Annotated in this window: 20 protein-coding genes; 11 read left to right on the top strand and 9 right to left on the bottom strand. The window is 73.0% G+C overall.

What is annotated here, in order from left to right; translation table 11 throughout:
* The first annotated feature begins 55 nt into the window (after positions 1-55).
* Complete coding sequence (locus tag ACFYPR_RS26325; RefSeq protein WP_387262979.1) at positions 56-604, top strand: DUF1062 domain-containing protein; 549 nt, start codon at positions 56-58, stop codon at positions 602-604.
* A 48-nt stretch (positions 605-652) separates the two neighbouring features.
* Here ACFYPR_RS26325 and ACFYPR_RS26320 read toward each other — a convergent pair whose 3' ends face one another.
* The 3 genes from ACFYPR_RS26320 to ACFYPR_RS26310 form a co-directional block, all read right to left on the bottom strand.
* Entirely contained in the window at positions 653-811 is a 159-nt protein-coding gene (locus tag ACFYPR_RS26320; protein ID WP_387262976.1) for a hypothetical protein, read from the bottom strand.
* A 471-nt stretch (positions 812-1282) separates the two neighbouring features.
* Positions 1283-1504 (bottom strand): hypothetical protein, encoded by a 222-nt coding sequence (locus ACFYPR_RS26315; RefSeq protein ID WP_030335934.1) that lies wholly within the window; start codon positions 1502-1504, stop codon positions 1283-1285.
* Between the two features lie 347 nt (positions 1505-1851).
* On the bottom strand, positions 1852-2955 hold the full coding sequence (locus ACFYPR_RS26310; RefSeq protein WP_354855061.1) for an NYN domain-containing protein: 1104 nt from the start codon (positions 2953-2955) through the stop codon (positions 1852-1854).
* Positions 2956-3176: 221 nt separating this feature from the next.
* On the opposite strand from ACFYPR_RS26310, the gene ACFYPR_RS26305 reads away from it, so the two are divergent.
* A complete protein-coding gene (locus ACFYPR_RS26305; RefSeq protein WP_354855060.1) occupies positions 3177-5213 on the top strand; it encodes a glycosyl hydrolase family 28-related protein in 2037 nt (678 codons plus the stop codon).
* 40 nt (positions 5214-5253) lie between these two features.
* Here the strand turns inward: ACFYPR_RS26305 and ACFYPR_RS26300 are convergent, their stop codons facing one another.
* The 5 genes from ACFYPR_RS26300 to ACFYPR_RS26280 all read right to left on the bottom strand — a co-directional run bounded on the left by ACFYPR_RS26300 (position 5254) and on the right by ACFYPR_RS26280 (position 10608).
* Positions 5254-5886: a hypothetical protein gene (locus ACFYPR_RS26300; protein WP_354855059.1), complete on the bottom strand. Its 633-nt coding sequence runs from the start codon at positions 5884-5886 to the stop codon at positions 5254-5256.
* Positions 5887-5900: 14 nt separating this feature from the next.
* Positions 5901-6995: an SRPBCC domain-containing protein gene (locus ACFYPR_RS26295; RefSeq protein ID WP_355068116.1), complete on the bottom strand. Its 1095-nt coding sequence runs from the start codon at positions 6993-6995 to the stop codon at positions 5901-5903.
* A 67-nt stretch (positions 6996-7062) separates the two neighbouring features.
* Positions 7063-8112 carry a nitronate monooxygenase gene (locus tag ACFYPR_RS26290; RefSeq protein WP_355136003.1) on the bottom strand — a complete coding sequence of 350 codons (1050 nt, stop codon included), beginning with the start codon at positions 8110-8112 and terminating at the stop codon, positions 7063-7065.
* Between the two features lie 91 nt (positions 8113-8203).
* A complete protein-coding gene (locus tag ACFYPR_RS26285) occupies positions 8204-9325 on the bottom strand; it encodes a hypothetical protein (protein WP_387262972.1) in 1122 nt (373 codons plus the stop codon).
* Between the two features lie 173 nt (positions 9326-9498).
* Positions 9499-10608: a lectin gene (locus ACFYPR_RS26280; RefSeq protein ID WP_387262968.1), complete on the bottom strand. Its 1110-nt coding sequence runs from the start codon at positions 10606-10608 to the stop codon at positions 9499-9501.
* A 333-nt stretch (positions 10609-10941) separates the two neighbouring features.
* Between ACFYPR_RS26280 and ACFYPR_RS26275 the strand changes: the two genes are divergently transcribed.
* From ACFYPR_RS26275 to ACFYPR_RS26250, 6 genes are all read left to right on the top strand, one after another.
* Complete coding sequence (locus ACFYPR_RS26275) at positions 10942-11409, top strand: hypothetical protein (protein WP_355136476.1); 468 nt, start codon at positions 10942-10944, stop codon at positions 11407-11409.
* Positions 11409-12800 carry a hypothetical protein gene (locus tag ACFYPR_RS26270; RefSeq protein WP_363938507.1) on the top strand — a complete coding sequence of 464 codons (1392 nt, stop codon included), beginning with the start codon at positions 11409-11411 and terminating at the stop codon, positions 12798-12800. Before ACFYPR_RS26275 ends, ACFYPR_RS26270 begins: the two co-directional genes overlap by 1 nt.
* The gene (locus ACFYPR_RS26265; RefSeq protein ID WP_387262965.1) at positions 12797-14236 is read left to right on the top strand and encodes a VWA domain-containing protein; all 1440 of its coding nucleotides are present in this window, start codon (positions 12797-12799) and stop codon (positions 14234-14236) included. Before ACFYPR_RS26270 ends, ACFYPR_RS26265 begins: the two co-directional genes overlap by 4 nt.
* Before the next feature lie 14 nt (positions 14237-14250).
* Positions 14251-15363, top strand: a complete 1113-nt coding sequence (locus ACFYPR_RS26260; protein WP_234582269.1) for an AAA family ATPase — start codon at positions 14251-14253, stop codon at positions 15361-15363.
* Positions 15360-18218, top strand: coding sequence for a DUF5682 family protein (locus ACFYPR_RS26255; protein ID WP_387262962.1), 2859 nt, complete (start codon positions 15360-15362; stop codon positions 18216-18218). Before ACFYPR_RS26260 ends, ACFYPR_RS26255 begins: the two co-directional genes overlap by 4 nt.
* A gap of 66 nt (positions 18219-18284) precedes the next feature.
* Positions 18285-18557, top strand: coding sequence for a hypothetical protein (locus ACFYPR_RS26250; RefSeq protein WP_355068884.1), 273 nt, complete (start codon positions 18285-18287; stop codon positions 18555-18557).
* Positions 18558-18620: 63 nt separating this feature from the next.
* On the opposite strand, the gene ACFYPR_RS26245 is transcribed toward ACFYPR_RS26250, so the two are convergent.
* The gene (locus ACFYPR_RS26245) at positions 18621-19889 is read right to left on the bottom strand and encodes an Nramp family divalent metal transporter (RefSeq protein WP_355068882.1); all 1269 of its coding nucleotides are present in this window, start codon (positions 19887-19889) and stop codon (positions 18621-18623) included.
* Between the two features lie 179 nt (positions 19890-20068).
* On the opposite strand from ACFYPR_RS26245, the gene ACFYPR_RS26240 reads away from it, so the two are divergent.
* The 3 genes from ACFYPR_RS26240 to ACFYPR_RS26230 are packed head-to-tail and all read left to right on the top strand — an operon-like array spanning position 20069 to position 22388.
* Positions 20069-20476 (top strand): GntR family transcriptional regulator, encoded by a 408-nt coding sequence (locus tag ACFYPR_RS26240; protein WP_355068880.1) that lies wholly within the window; start codon positions 20069-20071, stop codon positions 20474-20476.
* A 44-nt stretch (positions 20477-20520) separates the two neighbouring features.
* On the top strand, positions 20521-21411 hold the full coding sequence (locus tag ACFYPR_RS26235) for an ABC transporter ATP-binding protein (protein ID WP_387262960.1): 891 nt from the start codon (positions 20521-20523) through the stop codon (positions 21409-21411).
* Positions 21408-22388 carry an ABC transporter permease gene (locus ACFYPR_RS26230; RefSeq protein ID WP_387181715.1) on the top strand — a complete coding sequence of 327 codons (981 nt, stop codon included), beginning with the start codon at positions 21408-21410 and terminating at the stop codon, positions 22386-22388. The genes ACFYPR_RS26235 and ACFYPR_RS26230 overlap by 4 nt, the downstream gene beginning before the upstream one ends.
* The last annotated feature ends 41 nt before the right edge of the window (positions 22389-22429 follow it).

The following is a 22429-nucleotide window of genomic DNA, read 5'->3' as shown; positions in this document are numbered from 1 at the left end:
CTGTGCGCCGCGCTCCTTCTTGCTGCGGACTTCTCACTGGAAACGGTGTACTTCTGTGCTCTCTCAATGGGCCGTCGTGCCCACCTGCCTGCCCATCGTTCGCCGCCGTTGCCACGTGTGCGCGTCCGCGCACCTCCGGCCGAGCGGCAAATTCCGCGTCAACGCCAACCAGAAGCTGATCGACATCTGGCTCCTCGCGCTCTGCACCGGGTGCGGGGACACGGTGAAGCTCACGGTCCTGGAGCGGACGACAGTCCGCACCATCCGACCTGAGCTGCTCGACCGGCTGCACGACAACGACCGTCGCCTGATCGCCGAACTGCTTCAGGATCCGGTCGTGCAGCGTCGCAATCGATTCGTCCTGAACTGGGACGACGCCTGGCGTCTCGACACCAACGGATCGGCGCACCTGGACCGCGAGATGGTCGACGTCTCGGTCCGCTTCGCGGCGCGCATCCCGGTCCGGCCCGCGCGACTGATCGCCGAGGGCTTCGGTCTTTCCCGGGCCGAGGTCGACAGGCTGAGCGAGGAGGGGAAGATCGTTTCGACGGTTCGCCTGAGCGGCAAGCTCTCCGGCGACTTCACCTTCACATTCAAGCGCTGAGCCCGTCCCGGACCACGGGCCTGTCCGGTTTTATCTGCCGGACAGGCCCTACTCCGGCTCCTGCTCGGAGAGGGCGCCGTCCGGCACGCGGGCGTCGTCGTCGGTCAGCGCGTCGTCCGTCGAGTCGGCGAGGTCGGCGAGCCGGCGCTCGGCCTCCCGGACCTCCTCGTCGAGCCTGGGGTTCTCCTCGTCGGGACCCTGCGACATGGGCGACCTCCATCGGACGCGGACCGCCCCCGTGTACCCGGCCTGCCCCGGGGAACACGGAAAGCACCCGCCGGACCCGGCCACCGGGCACTCCAGTTCGGCGATGGTGCGGTATCCGAGGTTCCGCTGCGCGGTGGCGCCTTGATCACGTGATGCTCACCAGTTCCAGGAAAGCCTCCCCGAACTGCTCACCAGCAGGTGATCGAGGACTCCGGATGACGCGCGGCGCGAGCAGGTGGGTGCCTGGAGTGCAGGGGCCGCGACAACTGCCCCCAGCTCGACTGGGCCTCGGCATTCGTGGCAGACGTCGCCTCGGTCATGTTCCAGAAGCAGTGAGCCACGAGCCGGACAGCCATCGTCGACAGCTGCCGGGGAACGCGCTGACGGTCGGGGGTGAGTCGAGCACCGGGCGGGCCGGGGAGCGCACCGGGCGGGAGCCCAGGAGCGTTGCCGGCCCGGCCCGGTGCCGGATCAGCGCTGCTTCAGCTCGCGCCAGGATGGGTGAGTGCCGCGCCAGGCGTCGGCGAGGATGGCCGCCGAGGCCCGGCTGGGGCACTGCTGCACCCGCTCACGACCCGACGCCCCACCGATCTGGGCGCGGACCTCCCAACCTTGCCCGTCAGTACGGATATACACGTCCCGGCGCCCGCGCGGGGTCGTGTCACCGTTCCACCAGTGTTCCTCCACCTTCATTCGCCGACCGTATAGCAATTTTCGTGCTGGGGGTACGGCGCAGGTGAGCATATACCGCCGTAATAGCCGCAACTCAGACACAGTTCCACCTGTGCGGGCGACGGGGAGGGACCGCATCGGCGATTTCTCCCCGTCCTGAGCGATCAATCAGGCCGGCGTCACATACCGCTGAACACGCCGGCCAGGGTGTTGGCCAACGTGTCCTGCCCAGAGGGGAAATCCACCCGCTGCGGTGATCTGGATGTCACCCGGAGTGAACGGTGGCGGGAACGCCACCCGCACGGCCGGGTCGAACGGGACTCCGAGTCATGACGGGGCGGCCGGCAGGGCCTACCGGAGGCGGTCGCTCACCCCTGAGCGGTGAGCAGGTAGTCGTCCGCCTCCGGGCTCCACCGTAGGTCGACGGCGCCGCTGGTGGCGGCGGCCTTGCAGAACTGCAGGAAGCTGCGGTAGCCGAGCTTCTTCTCGCTGAAGTCGGGGCGGGCCCGGCGCAGTTGGTTCTTCAGGCCGGAGAGCGCCACCGGGTTGCCGGCGCTGCCGAGGTCGCCCACCACACCCCGGAGCAGGCCGAAGGCGACCTCCCGGTCGCCGTGCTCGGGCAGGGAGACCTCGGGGTCGCCCTTCGCGGGCCCCTCGCCCAGGTCGATCACGTTGTGCTCGGCGAGGTGGCGCAGCAGCTCACCGAAGGTGCGGAAGCCGTAGTCGGACTCGCTGAACGTCGGGTCCTTGCGCAGCAGGGTGCGCTTGAGCCGGGAGGCGGTCACCTCGCCGCTCGCGCTGCCCTGCAACCCGGCCACCGTCTGGGCCACCTGCACGGCGAGGGCGTCCACGTCCCGGCCGGGCTCCTCACCCACCGGCCGACCCTCGGCCTCCTGCTCGTGTTCCTGCTCGCGCTGCTGCTCCGGCTCGGGCGGGCGCTGGTCGGGGCCGGGCTGCCGGGCCGGGCGACCGCGCCGGCTGCGGGTGGGCGGGATGTCCACACCCTCCAGCCGGTCGTAGTAGAGGAACTCGTCGCATGCCGGGGGCAGCAGCGCCGACGTGGACCCCTCGACCCCGACACCGATGACCCGCTTGTTCAGCTCGCGGAGCTTGTGGACCAGGGGGGTGAAGTCGCTGTCGCCGCTGCAGATGACGAAGGTGGAGATGTAGTCGCGTTCGAACGCCAGCTCGATCGCGTCGACGGCCATCTTGATGTCGGCGGCGTTCTTGCGGGACGCGCCCATGCGCTGCGGGATCTCGATGAGCTCGACGTGGCTTCGGGTGAGCATGCGGCGGTCCTCGTCGAAGTACGACCAGTCGGCGTACGCCCGGCGCACCACGACCCGCCCTCGCTCGGCCAGCGCGTCGGCGATCGGCCGGAAGTCGAAGTCCGCGCCGCCACGGTGGTCGCGGGCCCCCAACGCCAGGTTCTCGTAGTCGAGGAAAAGGGCGATCCGGTCTTCTTGATCCACGCGCCTCAGCCTACGCCCGGCGGGGTGGCCGGGGGCGCACGCGACGCGCGACACCTCAACTCACCGACCGTCCATTTCTTGCGGCCTAATAGTCGCCTCTTTTCAATCTTCGATTGTCGTCTTGCAGTGCGATGTTCGGTGCTGCATCATGACGATCAATGTCGGGCGTCCGGGGGAACGCCGGGCGGACCTCCACCACCACCCCACCAGGAGGGTCACCGATGTTTCGCAGCATCCTGCCGGCACGGGGACGCCCGGGCCGCCCGGTCGCCACCGCCGTCGCGCTCGCGACCGGCCTCGCCGTGCTGGTCGCCGGGCCCACCGTGGCCGCCGCCGGCCCACCCGGTTCACCCGGCGCACAGCCGGTGGTCACCCGGGCGGCGCTCGATCCGACGCTGGTCGCCGGGCGCGGCGCCGACGTCGACTTCGTCGAACAGGAGGCCGAGAACGCTCGGACCAACGGCGAGGTCATCGGCCCCGACCGGTCCGCCTACACGCTGCCCGCCGAGGCGTCCGGCCGCCGGGCCGTCCGGCTCACCCCCGGCGAGTACGTCGAGTTCGTCCTGCCCAGCACGACCAACGGGATCACCGTGCGGTACAGCATTCCGGACGCGCCCTCCGGCGGCGGGATCACCGCGCCGCTGCGGGTGGCCGTCAACGGCAAGCACGTCCGCACCATGACGCTGACCTCGCAGTACTCGTGGCTCTACAACCAGTACCCGTTCACCAACGACCCGCAGGCCGGGCTGCTGCACCCGGACTGGTGGATCACCGAGTGCCAGTGCGTGCCGTCGGCCACCACGCCGTACCCGAGCATCAGCACGCCGTTTCGGCCCACCCACTTCTACGACGAGCAGCGGCTACTGCTCGGGCGCACCTACCGGGCCGGTGACACGGTCCGGCTCACCGCGCCGGCCGGCAGCGCCGCCGCGTGGACGGTCATCGACCTGCTCGACTCCGAATTGGTCGCACCGCCGCGCGTACGGCTGCTCGCCGCGAACGTGCTGGCGTTCGGCGCCGACCCCACCGGCCGGCGGGACTCCGCCGACGCTCTGGACAAGGCCATCGCCTTCGCCCGGCGCACCCACCTGAAGGTCTACGTTCCGCCGGGGACGTACCAGGTCAACCGGCACATCATCGTCGACGACGTGACCATCGAGGGCGCCGGCAACTGGTACACGGTCTTCAAGGGGCGCGAGGTCGCGCTGTCGACGCCCGCGCCGGACGGCTCGGTGCACACCGGCGTCGGCTTCTACGGTCGCGACGCCGCCGACGGTGGCAGCCGCAACGTCCACCTGTCCGGCTTCGCCATCGAGGGCGACGTACGCGAGCGCATCGACACCGACCAGGTCAACGCCATCGGTGGCGCGATGAGCGACTCCACAGTCGACGGGCTGCACCTGCGGCACACGAAGGCGGGCCTGTGGTTCGACGGCCCGATGCGCAACGTCCGCGTCACCAACACCATCGTCGTCGACCAGATCGCCGACGCGCTCAACTTCCACACCGGCGTGACCGACTCCCTCGTCGCGCACACCTTCGTCCGCAACACGGGTGACGACGGCCTGGCGATGTGGTCGGAGAAGACGGCCAACGCCCGCAACACGTTCGACCACAACACCGTGCAGTCACCGACGCTCGCCAACGGCATCGCCATCTACGGCGGCACCGACACCACCGTCTCCCACAACCTCGTCGCCGACCCGGTCCGCGAGGGCAGCGGGCTGCACGCCGGCGCCCGCTTCGGCGCGGAGCCGTTCGCCGGGTACCTGCGGTTCACCGCCAACACCACCGCCCGCGCCGGCACCTACGAGCTGAACTGGAACATCGGGCTCGGCGCCATCTGGATGTTCGCGCTGGACCGCAGCATCGACGCGAACGTCGAGGTGACCGGCGACGCGTACCTGGACAGCACCTACAACGCGATCATGCTGGTCAGCGACTGGCCGGTGAAGGACCTCTACTCGATCACGAACGTGCGCTTCCGCGACATCCGGGTCGACGGCACCGGCACCTCAGTGCTCAGCGCCCGCTCGGCCGGGTCGGCCTCGTTCGCCAACGTGGACGCCCGCAACGTGGGAGCGGTCGGCGTGAACAACTGCGGGTCGTTCCACTTCACCCCGGCCGGCTCAGAGTTCACCCTGACCGACCTGGGCGGCAACGACGGCGGCTGGCTCGCCCCGTGGCTGCTGCCCAACACCATCACCTGCGACGACCGACCGCCGGTGGCACCGCCACCGCCTCCGGCCCAGTGGTGAACGCGGTGGGCGGCCCGACCGATCGGGCCGCCCACCGCCGTCACCGCCTCCGGGCGTACGCCAGCGGCACCGTCGTCGGCTGCCCGTCCCAGGCGCCGCTCAGGGTGGCGCCCCGGGCCCCGACCGCCCCGGCGGCCGGCCGGCGGACCACGACCAGCTCCACCGCGTCGGTGACGATGACCGTGTCGTCCTCGTCGACGACCTGCCGGACGGCGCCGATCGCCGGCACGGCCCCGCCGTCGCCGCTGACGTCGATCGCCATCGTCGGCGGTCGCACCTCGCGCCGGCCGTCGACCTCGAAGTACTGCTCCGCCTGACCGGCGCCGGCCAGGATGGCGTGGGTCAGCGCCGCCGCGTAGACCGGGTCGGCGCAGCCGTCGTACACCCACCGGCGGCCGAGCGCCGAGTGGTCGGTCGTGCCGACCAGCCACTCGTCGGCGTCGTCGAGAGGCGCGGCGCGGTAGGTGAGCGGGACCTGGTGGACCGGCCCGTCGGCGGCGGCGACCAGCATGGTCTCGATGCCGACCTCGCCGGCCGGGTCGTCGAAGCGGTACGCCCCCCGACTCACCACGTCGACGCCGGCCGGTCCCTGCCACCAGGGTCGGCCGGGCAGCCAGGTCGTCAGCAGTTCGAGCTTGGTGGGGCGCAGCGTCGCCCGGTGCAGCAGTGCCATGCCGAGGAGCCTAGTCAGAGCCCCGCGCACGGGTTGCCGCCCACTGTGCAGCCCTCCGGCTCCCTTGCCTTAGGCCGACTGTCGCGGACGTCGAACCGGATCGTCCGCGACCCGCCGGCCGGCACGGCCAAGCCGCTGAAGGTGATGGCCTGCCCGTCCTGACGCCAGTCCGCTCCCTCGACGTCGTCGACGCTGCTGCCGTCGGCGAGGGTCACCACCACGACCCACTGCTCCGCGGGCGCGGGGCCCGGGTTGTCGACCACCACCTCCCCCGTGTAGCCGAACAGCCGGCTCGAGTCGGTGTCGTAGCGCGCCACCAGCGGCGGTGGGGGTGGCGGCACCGCCGCCGTCGGCGTACGCGACGGTGTCGCCGACGGGGTGCGGCTCGGACGGGCGGTGGTCGGCGTGACGCTGCGCGACGCTCGCGCCGACGGTGTCGCCTTCGGCTGCGCGGTCGGCGCCGCCGCCGCCATGCTCGGCGGCGTCGTCGTCGACGTCGCGGTCGGCGTCGGCGCGGCGGAATGCTCCGGCTCGCCCGGCAGCGTCAGCCACGCCACCAGCCCCGCCACCAGCACGACCCCGGTCAGCCCGGCGACCGCCGCACGGCGCCGACCCCGGGCCGGCGCGGGGCCGGACGCGCCGATCACCGGCAGCTCGGTCGTCATCCCCGCCACGCCACGCCGCAGATCGACCTGCTGGAACGCGAGCCAGTCGAGGATGGCCGGCAGGCGCACGGTCAACGCCTGCCGGAGCTGCTGTTCGCGTGGCTCGTGGTGCTCCTCCGACCAGGAGCCGTGCGTCGGGACCTCCCGCACGGTCAACCGGCTGCCCTGCTTGGTGGCGGTGACGGCGCAGGTCAGCTCGGTGAGCCGACCTGCCTCGTCGCAGCGCAACACCAGCAGCTCCGGCACCCGCCGCTCGGTCACCTCGACCTCGACGTCGGCGTCGAAGCCGGGCAGGCCGGCCGTGTGCAGCACCAGCCGGTCCGGCACCCCCTCCACCATGTCCGCCTCGGCGAACCAGCGGCCCAACAGCTCCCGATCGGTCAGTGCGAGCCAGACCCGGTCGGGTGAGTGGGACAGGTCGACGTGCGCGCCGATCTCGATCACGGCGAGACTCTAACGGGTTGGGCGTCCGGGCCGTTCCGCCCGCCCGGATCGACGACAGGTCGCCTGGTCAGCCCCAGCGGGTCGCCCGCTGTGCCGCCGCCGTCAGCGCGGCCCGGGCGGCGGCGCTGACCTCGACGACCAGTTCGGCCGCCGGTACGTCCCGGGCGAGGGGGTGCGCCTGCCCGGCCCACAGATTCACCACCGAGGCGTCGTCGTCGCGCCGGGCGGCGGCGAGCAGCGGGCGGGTCAGGTGCAGCACCTGCGGGTAGCCGGCCGGCGCGACCGCGTCGTGCGTACGCAGGAAGTCGTTGACCACGCCGCGGGCCCGCTTGCCGGTGTAGGCCCGGGTCAACGCCGTCGGCGCGGCGCTGGCCACCGCTGCGCGGTGCAGGGGTGAGCTGCCCGCCTCCGGGCAGCGCAGGAACATGGTGCCGAGCTGGGCGGCCTGCGCCCCGGCGGCCAGCGCCGCCGCCAGGGCGGGGCCGTCGGCGATGCCACCGGCGGCCACCAACGGCCGGTCGCATTCGGCGGCGGCCAGCCGGAGCAGCGGCAACAGCGCGTAGTCGTCGTCGTCCGGGATCCCGCCCCGGTGCCCACCGGCCTCGGTGCCCTGCACCACGACGGCGTCCACGCCCAGCTCGGCGGCGGCCGTGGCGGCGGCCGGGCGGGTGACGGTGGCCCACACCTCGGTGCCGCGCTCCCGCAGGGCGGCCACCACGGCGCGGTCGGGCAGCCCGAACGCGAAGGACACCACCGGGACCGGGTCCGCGAGAAGCGCGGCCAGCTTCTCCGGGTACGCGTCGTCGCCGCCCACCGGCTCACCCAACCGCACTCCGAGGCGGTCGGCGTACGGGGCGAGCCGCTGCGCGTACGCCCGGATGGCGGCCTCGTCGACCGTGTCGTCGCCGGGCAGGAAGACGTTGACCCCGAACGGCCGGTCGGTACGCGCGCGCACCTCGGCGATGTCGGCGACCAGCCGCGCGGTGTCGATCATGCCGGCGGCCAGGAAGCCCAGCCCGCCGACGGCGGAGACGGCCGACACGAGGGCCGGGGTGGACGGGCCACCGGCCATCGGCGCGGCGACGATCGGGTGGCGCAGCTCGGACAGCACGGACATCCACCCATCCTGCCGCAGCGCGCCGGTCCCCCGGTTCGCGACGCGGTGCCGGCCCGCACACCGTGCCGCGCGCCCGGCCCGCCGTCGTCGGTCAGCGTCGGTCGGTGTGCCGCCGCCACAGCACCCCGGCCACGGCGACGAGTGCCAGCAGCGTCCCGGCGCCGGCGGCCAGCGGCCAGGTCCGACCGCCCCCGATGCCGGCCGCCTGTGCCGCCGGGCGGGCCGGCGGGGGCGACGGCGGGGCCGCCGTGGTGGACTCCGCCGGGTGCGGCGCGGCGGCCGTCGCGGTCGCGGCCGGATACCGCAGGATCGTCGGGCGGCTGCCGGCCGGTTGGTCGGCGGACTCGGAGACGGTGAGCAGGGACCGGCCGTCGCGGCTGTAGGTGATCGACTCGCCCTGCGGCTCGTCGGGCAGCGGCGTGACCCGTGGGGTGCCACCGGTCAGCGCGCCGACCACGTCACCGCCGACCACGTCGTACTCGAACGCGTCGGCGTAGCTCCGCAGCACCACCCGGCGGCCGTCCGGCGCGTTCGCCGCACCGGTGACGACGCCCCGCCCGAGGAACGAGAACGGGTTGCTGGTGGTGCTGGACGGGAGGACCACCCGGCCGACCGAGGCCAGCGGTGTGGTGACCCCCGGCTTCAGCGCGGTGGCCGGCGAGTACACCACGACGGTGCCGCTGCCGCCCTTCGTGATAATCAGCGGCTGGCCGGCCGCGTCGAGCAGCAGCGCCTCGGCGTCGTGCGGATTGTCCGGGTACCTCATCCGGTACAGCACCGGCCGGTCCGCCCCCGGCGCGAGCCGCCACAGCGCGATGGTCTCGCGGTTGCGGTCGTTGTCACCGGTGTCGGCGACCCAGATGGTGCCGTCCCGGCCGAGGGCCAGGTCCTCGGTGTCCCGGGGACGGGAGGGGTAGCTGACCGTCCGCGCCACCGCGCAGCGCCGGTCCAGGAAGAAGATCCGGAGGCGGGCCTCGTCGTCGGCGCCGTCGTTGATCACCACGTACCCGTCGTCGGTGGCGACCATCCCGGAAATCTCGGTAAGCCGGTCGTCGCGGACCTGGCACACGGGCGCCCCCGCCGACGCCGCGCCGGCGGCCGCCGGGCCCGGCGACTGCACCGCGGCCAGCGGCACCGCGCCGGTGACGAGAGCCGCCAGCGTCGCCGCCGCGCGGACGTGCCGCCCCCGGGTCACCCAGCCGCGTACCCGCATCGCCCGCCTCCTCGCCGCGGCCGTTGTCCGGCCGTCCCGCCCATCCTGGCCGATCGTGACCAGCGGCGGCGACCATCCGCGCGGACCCGACGACATCCGCGCCGCCAACCGGGGGGCTCGCAGGGGGCGGACGCCGGTCCACCGGGACACGAGGTGGACCGGCGTCGGACCCGCTACCTCGTGGACCAGCGCTGCGCGCCGCTGCCGTTGCAGGTCCAGAGCTGGACGGCGGTCCCGTTGGCGGTGCCGGCCGATGCCACATCGACGCACTTGCCGACGCTGGTCAGCACGATCGCCCCGTCGGAGCGGAAGGTGAACCGCTGGGCGGCACCGCCGTTGCAGGTCCAGATCTGCACCCTGGTGCCGTCGGCGCTCGCGCCGCCCTGCACGTCCAGGCAGCGGTCACCGTAGACCCGCAGCTCCCCGGCGGCGGTGCGGGTCCAGCGCTGGTTGGCGGCGCCGTGGCAGTCCCAGATGATGACCGGGGCGCCGGCGGTGGTGCTGACGCCGGAGACGTCCAGGCAGCGCCCCGAGTTCGGGTTGAGCAGACCGACCGGGGTGCCGACCGGCGGTCCGCTCGGCGGGACGAGGCTGCCCGGCACCGATCGCAGTGCGTCGTACCACCGGGCGGCCATCTTGTCGTACCCGCCGGCGTTGGGGTGGACCCCGTCGGCGAGATCGGCGGTGCTCAGGGCCGCGTGCATGTCGACCAGGTGCACCCGGCTGCCCTTCTGCGCCACGATCCCGGGGATCGCCGCGTTGTACGTCTGCACCCGGGCCTGAAGATTCGGGTCGGACTCCGGGATGATGGTGGCGACGAAGAGCTCGACCTCCGGCGCCGTCGCCCTGATCTTGTCGATCAGCGCGGAGAGCCGGGCTGGCGCGTTGGCCAGGTCGTAGTTCTGGTTCACGTCGTTGGTGCCGATGTGCAGCAGGACCGTCTGCGGGGCGGTGGCCTGCAGCCAGCCGACGATGTTGGCGTCGAGCTGGTCGATGCGCCAGCCCGAGTGGCCCTCGTGGTCGTGGTCACCGAGGCTGGCCGGCCCGTTGAACTGCGAGCCGACGAAGTCGACGGTGTAACCGCCGCCGGCCAGCCGCTGCCACAGGTTGATCCGGTACCCACCGGGCACGTTGAACCCGTTGGTGATCGAGTCGCCGAGCGGCATCACGCGTACCCCGCCGTTCGACTCGGCCTGGGCGGGTGCGACCTGGGCCAACGCCAGTACGGCACCCAGGGCGAGCCCGAAGGCCCCGGCGGCGGCCCGTCGTGCGTTCCATCGCATGGTTGATCCCTCTCCTCGCGGGTCGTTCGGGACCGTCGTGGCACGCCGCCCGCCGAAAACGGCTACCACATCCGAACGGATCCATCGATGCTCGGCTATCAGCCGGGTGGGCCGGACCCGGCCCGGCGCGGCCGCGAGCCGAACGCCGCGCTGGCTGCGCCGAACGGTTCGCGGGGACCGGCGCCGCCACCGGATCTGTCGTACCCGTAGTCCATGATCGTGTCGTCGTAGCGGCACCGGCACCGGCCGGCGTGCGCACCACCCTGGATTCTTCTCGAAGTGGGAGGCCGTGACGTGACGAACGCCGACGGAGCCGACTGGCGGCGGCGCAGCGTGGTGGCGGTGGTGCCGCCCGCCCGCCCCCGCAAGCTGGCCAAGGTGCCCTTCGTCGAGCTGGCTGACGGCCGGTTGCAGGGCGTGGTCTCCAGCGGGTCGGACGTCGAGCGGGTCTACGTCTCGTCGGTCGCCGCCGGCACCCACGCCTACCAGTGCAGCACCAACAACAACCGGCCCTGCGGCGGCCTGCGCGGCATCCCGTGCAAGCACCTGCACGCGCTCGCCGACGAGGCCGTCCTCCAGTACGGCGTCGACCGGGTGGCCCGCTACCTGCGGGTCGACGTCGGCGACGGGCTGGCCGACGGCAGCGAGCTGCTGTCCCGGCTCGACGGCCAGCCCGAGCCCGCCTCGGCGGCGGTGGTGTTCAGTCGCTTCCTGCGCCACCTCTCCTACCTGGAGCTGCCCGTCAGCGCTGTCGCGCTGCCCGAGCTGCACTGGTTCCCGGCCACCGGGTCCGGCCGCTGATGCGCGGCGCCCAGGTCGCGCGCCTGCATGCGGTCCCGGCCGGGTTGAGCGACGCGCTCGACGTGGTCGCCGGCTTCGACGACGCCCTCGCCGACGGCTTCGGTCGGATCGGCGAACGGGGCGCCGCGGCGCTCGCCGCGCTCGCCGACGCGCTGGCCGGCACCCCACTGGGTGGCCCGGTGACCGCCGCGGTCGACGCGGTCACCGCCGGATCGGTTACCCCGGAGCACCTCGCCGCGCTCGCCGGGGCGCGCTCGGCGCTGCTCGGCGCGGCACACGACGCCCTGCTCGGGCAGCTCGACGAGGCGTTGGGCCGCACCCGGTCGCCGTGGACGACGCCGACCACCGGGCCCTGCGAGGCGCCGCCCGCGCTCGCCGGAGCGCGGGCCTGGTGGCACGAGGTGGCGGTCACCGGCTGGCGTGGCGTCGACCACGAGCTGCTCTCCGCCGCCGCCGGGGTGGTCGAGGCCAGCCTGGCCGTGCCGGAGCTGCGCCGGATCGCGGTGCTGCTCGACGGGCTCGCCGCGGAGCTGCGGGCCTGCGTTCCGGTCGCCACCATGGCGCAGGTGCCGGCCCGCCGCTGGGCCGACCTGTGGGCCCGTGGCGTCCTGCTCACCGAGGGCGCACCGCCGACCGGTGAGGCGCCGGCGGTCTCCGGGCGGCTGTTGCCGCTCGGTGTGGACGTGCACAGTCACGACACCGCCGTGCAGGTCCAGCTGCACGCCGTCCTTGAGCCGGCGGACGGCGGGCCGGCGCTGCTGGTCCGCACGGCGGTCGCCGCCGCGAAGGTCGACACGATCGTCGGGCCGGCGATCTGGCGGCTGCTGTCGGCACACCCGCTGCTGCTCACCGCGCTGGCCGAGCGGCGGGCGCTGGTCGTGACCGATCTGCCGCTGCGCGGTGGCGACCTGGGCTGGGTCGATGACCGGGTCCAGCTCGACGAGCCCGCCGACCCGTTCGCCACCGCCCGGGTGCTGTTGCCGGCCGCGAGCACGGCCGCGACCGACCCCCTCGACCGGCACCCGACGGGCATCGCCGAGCCGGTGCTCGTCGAGGGCGCCGCGATCCGCGACGAGGACGGCACGCTCGGCATCGAGGTGGACGGCGAACGGGTCGTGCTGGCCGTCGACCGGCTGCCGGCCGCCGGCCCGCTGACCGCCGACCTGGTCGCCGCCGCGTCGGCCTGCCTGGGCCTCCTACGCTGGGACGACGGCCGCTGGCTGCTCCAGCCGTTGGCGGTCCGGGCGACTGTGAAGCGGCGGACGGTGCAGGCACACAACGGCGACTGGGCGTGCGGCGTCACCGATCCGAAGGTCGCCAAGGAGGAGGCCCGGGCGGGCGACGCCGTGGCCGTGCTGCGCGAGCGCGCGGGACGGTTGCTGCGCCGATGACCGCGCCGATCCCCACCGGCGGGTTCGCCGACGCCAACCGCCGTCAGGTCCTCTACTGGCGGCTGCTGTCCCGCCTCTTCGACCGCGACGAGCAGCCCGGCCTGGAGTCGGCGAGCGTGGCCGTGGTCGACGACCTCGGGCTGCCCGCCGCCCTGCTGGACCCGTCGGTCTCGGTGGACACCATCGTGCAGCGCTTCCCGGCACTCGCGGCAGAGCTGCGCGGCCTGCTCACCTCCGCCGAAGCCCGGCCGCACGACGACCGGCCGCACGCCGCCGAGCCAGACACCGCCGACCCGGACGCCGCCGAGGCGCACGCCGCCGCACCGGAGGGCACCGGGCCGGTCGGGTCGGAGAGCGACGGCTCCACCTACCGGCCGGGTGCGGCCGAGGTGCGCCGCGCGGCGCTGGTGTCGAAGGTGCTGCTGAACGTGTTCGCCACCGGCTCCGGTCCGGTCAGCGCCACCCAACTGGCCCGCTGGCAGTCCGACGCCGGCTGGTTCGAGCAGGCCCTCGGCTGCGAGCCCGGCGAACTGCGCCGTCAGGGCGGCGGGCTGGGCGGCACCCTCGCCGGGCTGGAGGGTGACCTGGTCCGGCGGATGCACCTGCGGGAGGTGCTCGCCGATCCCGCGCTGGCCAGCCAGTTGACCCCGAGCATGTCGCTGATCGAGCAGTTGCTGCGCGACAAGGCCAACCTGTCCGGGGTGGCGCTGGCCAACGCGAAGGCCCTGATCCGGCGCTTCGTCGACGAGGTCGCCGAGGTGCTCCGGACGCAGGTGCAACAGACCAGTGTCGGCGCACTGGACCGGTCGGTGCCGCCCAAGCGGGTGTTCCGCAACCTGGACCTCGACCGCACGATCTGGCAGAACCTGACCAACTGGAGCCCGGACGACGAGCGGCTCTACGTCGACCGGCTCTACTACCGGCACACCGCGCGGCGTACCACGCCGTCCCGGCTCATCGTCGTCGTCGACCAGTCCGGCTCGATGGTCGACGCGATGGTCAACTGCACGATCCTCGCCTCGATCTTCGCCGGGCTGCCGAAGGTCGACGTGCACCTCGTCGCGTACGACACCCGGGCACTGGACCTCACCCCGTGGGTGCACGACCCGTTCGAGGTGCTGCTGCGTACCCAGTTGGGCGGCGGCACCGACGGCACGGCGGCGCTGACGCTGGCCCGGCCCAAGATCGCCGAGCCGAAGAACACGGTGCTGGTGTGGATCTCCGACTTCTACGAGGCCAACCACCAGGCGGTCTTCGACGGGCTCCAGGCCGTGCACCGTTCCGGCGTCAAGGTCATTCCGGTCGGCTCGGTCAGCAGCTCCGGGCAGCAGAGCGTCAACCCCTGGTTCCGGCAGCGCTTCAAGGACCAGGGCACCCCGGTCATCTCCGGTCACATCCGCAAGCTCGTCGTCGAGCTGAAGAACTTCCTCACCTAGGAGAGCAACCCCTCATGTCCGAGATGCTGCGCGCCCCCGCCGAGGTCACGTACGCCGACGAGCTGGATTTCCTGGAGTCGGTCGACACCGGCCCGAAGCCGTTCTCGTGGCGCCTGAGCCCGCGCATGGTCCGGCTGTTCGTCCTCGGCTCGGAGCGGGCCGACGGCCTGTCCCGGGAGATCCCGCAGAAGTGGTTCGGCGACCGCAGTTTCGTCGAACGGGCCATCGTCACCCTCGCCTCGGACCGGGGTCTGCTGCTGATCGGCGATCCCGGCACCGGCAAGAGCTGGCTGGCCGAGCTGCTGGCCGCCGCGATCTGCCGCAACTCGACCCTGGTCGTGCAGGGCACCGCGGGCACGACGGAGGACCACATCAAGTACTCGTGGAACGTCTCCATGGTGATCGCCAAGGGCCAGTCCCGCGAGTCGATGATCCCCTCACCGATCATGACGGCGATGGAGCGTGGCGTGGTCGGGCGTTTCGAGGAGCTGACCCGCTCCACCAGCGACGTGCAGGACGCCCTGATCTCGATCCTGTCCGAGAAGTACGTCGCCATCCCCGAGCTGGACCAGGACAACATCGTCTTCGCCCAACCCGGTTTCTCGATCATCGCGACCGCCAACAGCCGGGACCGGGGCGTCAACGACCTCTCCTCGGCGCTCAAGCGGCGGTTCAACTTCGTGCGGATTCCGGTGGTGACCAACAAGCGCAGCGAGGCGGAGATCGTCCGGTTCCGCACCGAGGAGCTGCTGCGCCGGCACCGCATCGAGTTGGACGTCCCGCCGACCCTCCTGGACATCCTGTTGCAGAGCTTCGCCGACCTGCGCGCCGGCGCCGCCGCCGCGACCAGCGACGACGAGAAGTTGGAGTCGGCGCTGTCCACAGCCGAGCAGATCGGTGTGCTGGAGGACGCCATCCTGCACAGCCAGTTCTTCGGCGACCGTACGCTGCGCGCGGCGACGCTCGCCGGCTCGCTGGTCGGGTCGCTGGCCCGGCGCAGCCCGGAGGACCTGGCGATCCTCAACAAGTACCTGCACGGTGTGGTGGAGCCCCGGGCCCGCAAGGACGACGACGGGTGGGCGGGCTTCCTCGACGGCGGTCGTCAGGCGATCGCGTCCCTGTCGTGACCGCGTCCACCGTCGCCGGCCCGTTCGGCGCGCTCCGCGAGCAGCTCAGCGACGCGGCGGCCGCGTTCGCGGGCTCCGCCGACGCGCTCGGCGCGATCCTCGCCGGCATGGTCGACGACGTCGACCGGGCGCTCGGCGAGCGACTGGAGATCTTCCCGGTCTGCCACCACTCACCGGCCTCCGCGCTGGCCATGGTGCGCCGGCTGCGGGCCAAGCAGCCCCGGGTCATCTACCTGGAGCTGTGCGAAGATCTCCAACCGCTGCTCGGGGAGCTGCGCAACTGCCGTCTGCCCGTCGCGGTGCAGGCGTTCGCGTCGGAGCTGTCCGGCTTTCCCGCCGACTGGGGGCCGCTCAGCGTCGTCGCGCCGGTCACCGAGGCGTCGGCGGAGTACCAGGCCATCGCGTACGTGCTGGAGACCCCCGGCGTGGAGCTGGTGCTGGTGGACCGCTCCACCGACCACGTCTTTCAGTGGTCGCCGCGCGATCAGCCGACCGGCGGGAGCGGCGCGGCCGGGCCGACCGACGGAAGCGGGCCGGCCGCCACCGGAGAGGAGTCCGGGCTGCACGGCGACGCCGTCGGGGTGGAGATCGGCGACCTGCGGCCCCGGTTCGCGGAGCTGGAGGCGTACCTGCTGCACCACGGCAAGGTGCGGCACTGGTCGGAGTGGTGGGACCAGTACGTGGAACGCCCGCTGGCCGACGCCGACCACGACACCTACCGGCAGGTGATGGTGCTGATCGGCAGCCTGTTCCGGCGGCTGCGCCCGGCCGGGGAGGATCGGCTGGACCGCGACGAGGATCGCGAGCGGTACATGTGGACGCGGATGCGTCAGCACCTCGCCACCTCCGGCGTCGACCCGGCCGACTGCCTCTACGTCTGCGGCGCGTTCCACGCCGCCAGCCGGGTCGAGCAGTTCGGGCTGGGCTCCACCGCGGACGACTTCGAGATCACCCCGCGCACCGACACCCGCTGGCGGTACGGCCTGATCCCGTCCAGCCATTCGGCGATCGAGGCCCAGTTCGGGCTGGCGCCGGGCTCGGTGTCGATCGCGGCGGCGACCTGGACGAAGGCGGTGGGCCGGCACGGGCTGTCCCCGTACCGGCTGGACGGCCAGCGCACCGGAACCAGCCGGGGGCGGCGGGGCCGGACCCCGACGGCGCCCTCCCCCGCCGGGCCGGTCAGCGACCGGCTCACCGGTTTCCTCGCCGCGGCGCCTGACCTGGACGGCCTGGACGAGGCGGAGCTGCGCGGCTGGTGCGTGGACATCGTCCGGCTGGCCCGGCGCAACGGGTACCTGGCCAGCACCGCCGACGCGATCGCCGTCTTCGAGACCTCGGTACTGCTGGCCGGCCTGCGCAACCGGGCCCGGCCCACCCCGTACGACTTCGCCGACGCGGCGGTCACCTGCATCGAGAAGGACGTGGTGCCCGGCCGGCGCGACGTCCGGCGGCTCTGCGAGATCCTGCTGGGCGGCGACCGGATCGGTCAGGTCGGCTACGACGCCCTCCCGCCGCTGGCCCGCGAGGTGCTCGATCGTCTCCAGCCCCTCGGCCTGGCCCTGGAGAAGCGGACAGTGCAGCGGGCGCTGCTCGATCTGGCCGCCCAGCCGGAGCTGGGCCGCTGCTCGGACCTGCTGTGGATCCTGCGGCACCTGCTGCCACCGGCCGCGGTCCGCCCGATCATGGGCGAGCGGCGGCTCGGGCACCGCTCGGTCCAGGAGAGCTGGGACCTGGCGCTCGGCCGCCACCAGCGGGCGCTGATCGAGCTGGGCTACGAGGGCGTGACCGTCGAGCAGGTCCTGGAGCAGCGACTGCGGCGGGCGGTACGCGGCCCCGACGCCACCGCCGCGGGTGCGCTGGCCGCCGTCGAGGACGCCATCCGGCTGCTCGACAGCCCTCGTCTGGTCGACGAGTTGGGGGCGCGTGCGGTGGACCTGCTCGCCGCCGAGCGCACCGTCGACGACGCCCCGGACGTGCTGCGCCGCATCCGGCGCCTGCTGGCCCACTACCGGGCCACCGCGCCGACCTTTCCGCCCTGGTGCGCGGCGTTCGTGACCACCGGGTACGCGCACTACTGCACCCTGCTGCCGACCGCCATCGCCGCCGAGGAGACCGGGGTCCGGCAGGTCGGCGCGATGCTCGGCTTCCTGTTCTCCATGGAGGGCCTGGCGCTGTCGCTGGGCTGCGACCGGTCTCAGTTGGAGCTGGCCGTCGGGCAGTCGCACCCGACGGCGCCGGCGAAGGTCGCCCTGCTCTGGGCGGCCCGACACCAGCTCGGCCTGCTGCCGCTGGCCGAACTGCGGGCCCGGTGTGCCGAGCTGCTGGCCAACCCGCTGGTGGTGCCGGCCTTCCCGCAGTATCTGGCCGGGTTCGTGCACGCGCTGGAGCCGGTGCCCGCGCTGGCGCCGTTCGTCGTCGAGACGATGTCCACCGCCTTCGCCCGGCTACCCGACCCGGTGCTGCTGCCATGGCTGCCGTCCCTGATCACGACCCTGCGGGACCAGAGGCCGGAGCTGGTCCCGCTGCTGATCCGCGAGGCGGGGCGCACCTTCCCGGAGGCGCTGCCGGAGCTGGATTCCTGGGTGCCGCCGTGGGTCGCGTCCCCGCCGCCGCCGAGAGTGGGTGCGCAGGAGGTGGGCGACATGCGCGCCGTCGTCGCGCCACGGGGTCGGGTGGGCGTCCTGGTCGCCGCGCATCCGGAGGCGGTCGACGCGATCGCCTCTCTGCTCGGACACGACGGCGGGTGGCTGCCGGTCACCGACGCTCCCGCCGACCCGGGCGGCGTGGCCGCGCTGGTGGCGAAGCATCCCGACACGATCGAGGCCGTGGCCGCGCGAGTGCTGGCCCAGGCGTGAGCGCGACCACGGCGGGTAGGCAGCGGCCCGGCGGCACGTCGACACCCGTCGGGCAGGAGGCTTTCGATGAGCACGTTCCGGGATGATCAGGGCGAACCGATTCCTCCCCCGGAGGCGGACGCCGCCGAGCAGCGGCAGGACGCGTTCGACGTCGGGCCGCCGGATCGGATGTCCGGCGACGTCGACCCGGAGGCGTCCGAGGCCGACCTGGCCGAGCAGGGCGCCCTGCCGGGCGGCACGCTTGAGGAGGTCACGTCGCTCCCGGCAGAGGCCAACCCGGCGGACGCCCTCGAACAGCGTCAGGAGATCCCCGCGCGCGACGAGGGTCGCCGCACCTGACCGCGCCGGTCGCGGCCCGACGAGGCTGCGACCGGCGGGCGGATCGGGTCCGTTGCCGCCGGGTCAGCCGGCGACGACCTGCCACAGCAGGAACGCGTTGAGCGCGACGACCAGGAGGGCCACCAGCGCCGCGGCGGCGGTGGTGAGCGGGTGGTTGACCAGGTTGCCCATGAGGTCGCGGCGGCGGGTGAAGGCGACCACCGGGATCAGCGCGAACGGGATGCCGAAGCTGAGGATGACCTGCGACAACACCAGGGCGCGGGTGGGGTCGAGGCCGATCGCGAGCACGGCCAGCGCGGGTGCCAGGGTGACCAGCCGGCGCAGCAGCAGCGGGACCCGACGGCGCAGGAAACCCTGCATGATCACCTCGCCGGCGTAGGTGCCGACGCTCGTGGAGGCGAGCCCGGAGACCAGCAGGGCGACCGCGAACCCGAACGCGGCGAAGGTACCGATGCTCTGGCCGAGGCCGGCGTGCACCCCCTCCAGGCTGTCGGCGCCCACCGGGCCGCCGCCCCGGAAGCTGGCCGCGGCGATGAGCAGCATGGCGAGGTTGACCGCGCCGGCCGCCGTCAGGGCCAGCAGCACGTCGGTGCGCTGGCCACGGAAGAGGGTACGGCGCTCGGCGTCGTCGGTCGCGGGGATGCGGTCGCGGGTCAGCGCGGAGTGCACGTAGATGACGTGCGGCATGACTGTGGCGCCGAGGATTCCGGCGGCCAGCAGCACGCTGTCGGTGCCCTGGAGCCGGGGCGCCAGGCCGGCCACGGCGGAGCCCGGATCGGAGCCGGCGGCGAGCAGGTTGGCCGCGAAGGCCAGGACGATGACGCCCAGCAGCACGGCGATGGCGATCTCGAACGCGCGGAACCCGCGCGAGCGCAGGGCGAGCACGACGAAGGCGGCGGCGCCGATGATGATCCCGCCGGGCAGCAGCGGGATGCCGAAGAGGAGGTACAGGGCGACCGCGCCACCGATCACCTCGGCCAGGTCGGTGGCCATCGCGACGAGTTCGGCCTGCACCCACATCATCCGGTTCACCGGGCGGGGCAGGCGCTCGCGGCACAGCTCGGGCAGGCTGCGGCCGGTGGCCAGGCCCAGCTTGGCGGTGAGGGTCTGCACCAGCATGGCCATCAGGTTGGCCACGACCACGACCCAGACGAGCAGGTAGCCGTAGCGGGCGCCGGCAGCCGAGTTGGTGGCGAAGTTGCCCGGGTCGACGTACGCGACGGCGGCGACGAACGCCGGGCCGAGCAGGATCAACCGCCCGCGTACCCGGCCCCGGGCGCGAGCGACCTGCAACGGCGTCGCCCTCGTCGTCGTGAGTTCGTTGGTGACCATCGAGCACCTCCCCCTCCGCACGGATCGCGTGCCGGTTCCCTTCCCGGGTGGCTGACCCGTCGGTGCCAATCGCTGGCCCGGGGGTGCCAGGGCGGCGGAGCCGCTTGACAGAGGGCGGGCGTCCTACCAAGCTGTCTATTAGTCCTACTGTCGTAGGACAACAGGAAGGATCATCACGAGTGATCGAGTTCGTGCTGGACAGCCGGTCGAAGGTGAACACCTACATGCAGCTCGTGCAGCAGGTGAAGCAGGCGCTGCGCGTCGGTCTGCTCGCACCCGGCGACCAGCTGCCGAAGGTCCGGGACGTCGCCCAGTCGCTGGCGATCAACCCGAACACGGTGCTGAAGGCGTACCGGGAGTTGGAGATCGAGGGTCTGGTCGGCGGCCGACCAGGGGTGGGCACGTTCGTCCAGCGCACCCTGGCCGGCGCGTCCCTGCCCAACCAGGCCGAGCTGCGCGACGACCTCGTGGCGTGGCTGCACCGGGCGCAGGCCGCCGGCCTCACGGCCGAGGACGTCGTCGCCCTGGTGGAGACCACACTGCGCGCCACTCTCGCCGACGACACCCCACAGAAGGAGCCCGCGTGAGCGGGCGAGCGCAGCGAGCACGCGGCGCTACGAGAGGACAGAGGATGGACATGGTCTTGGAGGCCGACCGGCTGGGCAAGCGGTACGGCAGAACGTGGGCGCTGCGGGACTGTTCGCTGCACCTTCCGGCCGGGCGGATCGCCGCGCTGGTCGGGCCCAACGGCGCGGGCAAGAGCACGTTGCTGCACCTGGCCGTCGGGCTGCTCAAGCCCGACGAGGGCGCGGTGCGGGTGTTCGGCAGGTCGCCGTACGGCGACACGGAAGGGCTGGCCGACATCGGGTTCGTCGCCCAGGACACCCCGCTGTACCCGGACTTCACCGCCGCCGAGCTGGTCATCGCGGGCGACAAGCTGAACAGGCGGTGGGACGGGGCGCTGGCCCGGACCCGGTTGGCGCAGCTCGGCATACCGCCCGACAAGCCGGTCGGCAAACTCTCCGGCGGGCAACGGGCCCAGGTGGCGCTCGCTCTGGCGCTGGCCAAACAACCCCGGCTGCTGCTGCTCGACGAGCCGGTGGCCAGCCTCGATCCGCTCGCCCGGCGGGAGTTCCTCCAGTCGCTGATGGGCAGCGTCGCGGACTCCGGGACCACAGTTCTGCTCTCCTCACACCTGCTGGCCGACCTGGAGCGCGTCTGCGACTACCTGATCGTGCTCAACGCCGCCCGGGTGCAGCTCACCGGTTTGGTCGATGACCTGGTGGCGACGCACCGGCAGCTCGTCGGCCCCCGGCACGACGGCGGTCCGATCGGCGGCGTCGCGCAGGTGGTCCGGGCCAGCCACACCGACCGGCAGTCCACGCTGCTGGTGCGCACCGACGGCCCGGTCACCGACCCCGCCTGGGCGGTGCGCGACGTCAGCCTGGAGGACGTCGTCCTGGCCTACCTGGCCGACGGCGTCACGCAGACCAGTCACAGCGAGTGGGGGGTGGCGGCATGATCTGGCTGACCTGGCGGCAACACCGCAAGCTGGCGTTCTACACCCTCCTGGGGTTCCTGGTGCTCGCCGCCGTGCTGGTGCCGATCGGCCTGTCGATGCGGCACACCTTCGCCGACCTCGGGCTGGCGGAGTGTCTGCGCCCGTCCACCCTCAGCGAGGCTGCCGCGCAGACCTGCGACGTGGGCCTGCGCCGTTTCAGCGACCGGTACGACAGTCTGAACCTGGTGGCGGTGCTGCTGATCACCCTGCCGGTGCTGGTCGGCCTGTTCTGGGGCGCGCCGCTGGTGGCTCGCGAGGTGGAGCAGGGTACGCACCGGTTCGTCTGGACCCAGGGCGTCGGCCGCACCCGCTGGGCGCTGGTGAAGTTCGGGCTGGTCGGCGGTGCCGTCGTGCTCCTCGCGGCCGGCTACGGACTGGGCATGTCGTGGTGGGTCCAACCGCTCACCCACGCCGCGCACCAGGGCCGACTCGGCATGATCGTCTTCGACCTGCAGGGCATCGTGCCGATCGGCTACACCCTCTTCGCCGTGGCGCTCGGCATCTTCGCCGGCACCATCTTCAAGCGGATGCTGCCCGCCATGGGCATCACCCTGGCCGGGTTCATCGGCGTACGGGCGGCGGTGGAGATCCTGGCCCGACCGCACTACCAGCCCGCCCGCACCCAGACCTTCCCGATCGAGGGGCCCGGGATTCCGGAGGGAGACCGGGGCAACTGGGTTCTCGCCGTGGGAGTCCGCAACGCCGACGGCACGATGGCGGCGGAGAACACCCGGATCCAGTGCCCGCCGGGTGGCAAGGGCCCGACCGGCCAGGCCTGCGGCGCCGAGCTGGGTATCGGACCGGGCGCGTACAACTGGGAGCTGTACCAGCCGGCGGACCGGTTCTGGTTGTTCCAGAGCATCGAGACGGGCATCTTCGTCGCCCTCGCCGTGCTCCTGCTCTACCTCGCCGTGCGTCGGGTCCGCCGGATCGCGTAATCGGGGGCGGGTGATCGCCGGAGCCACGGGGGCCTCGGCGA

The organism is Micromonospora sp. NPDC005254 (assembly GCF_042872525.1).
In the GTDB taxonomy this organism is placed as follows: domain Bacteria; phylum Actinomycetota; class Actinomycetes; order Mycobacteriales; family Micromonosporaceae; genus Micromonospora.
The sequence above is the reverse complement of the archived record's forward strand: the minus strand, read 5'-3'. Positions and strand labels throughout refer to the sequence as shown.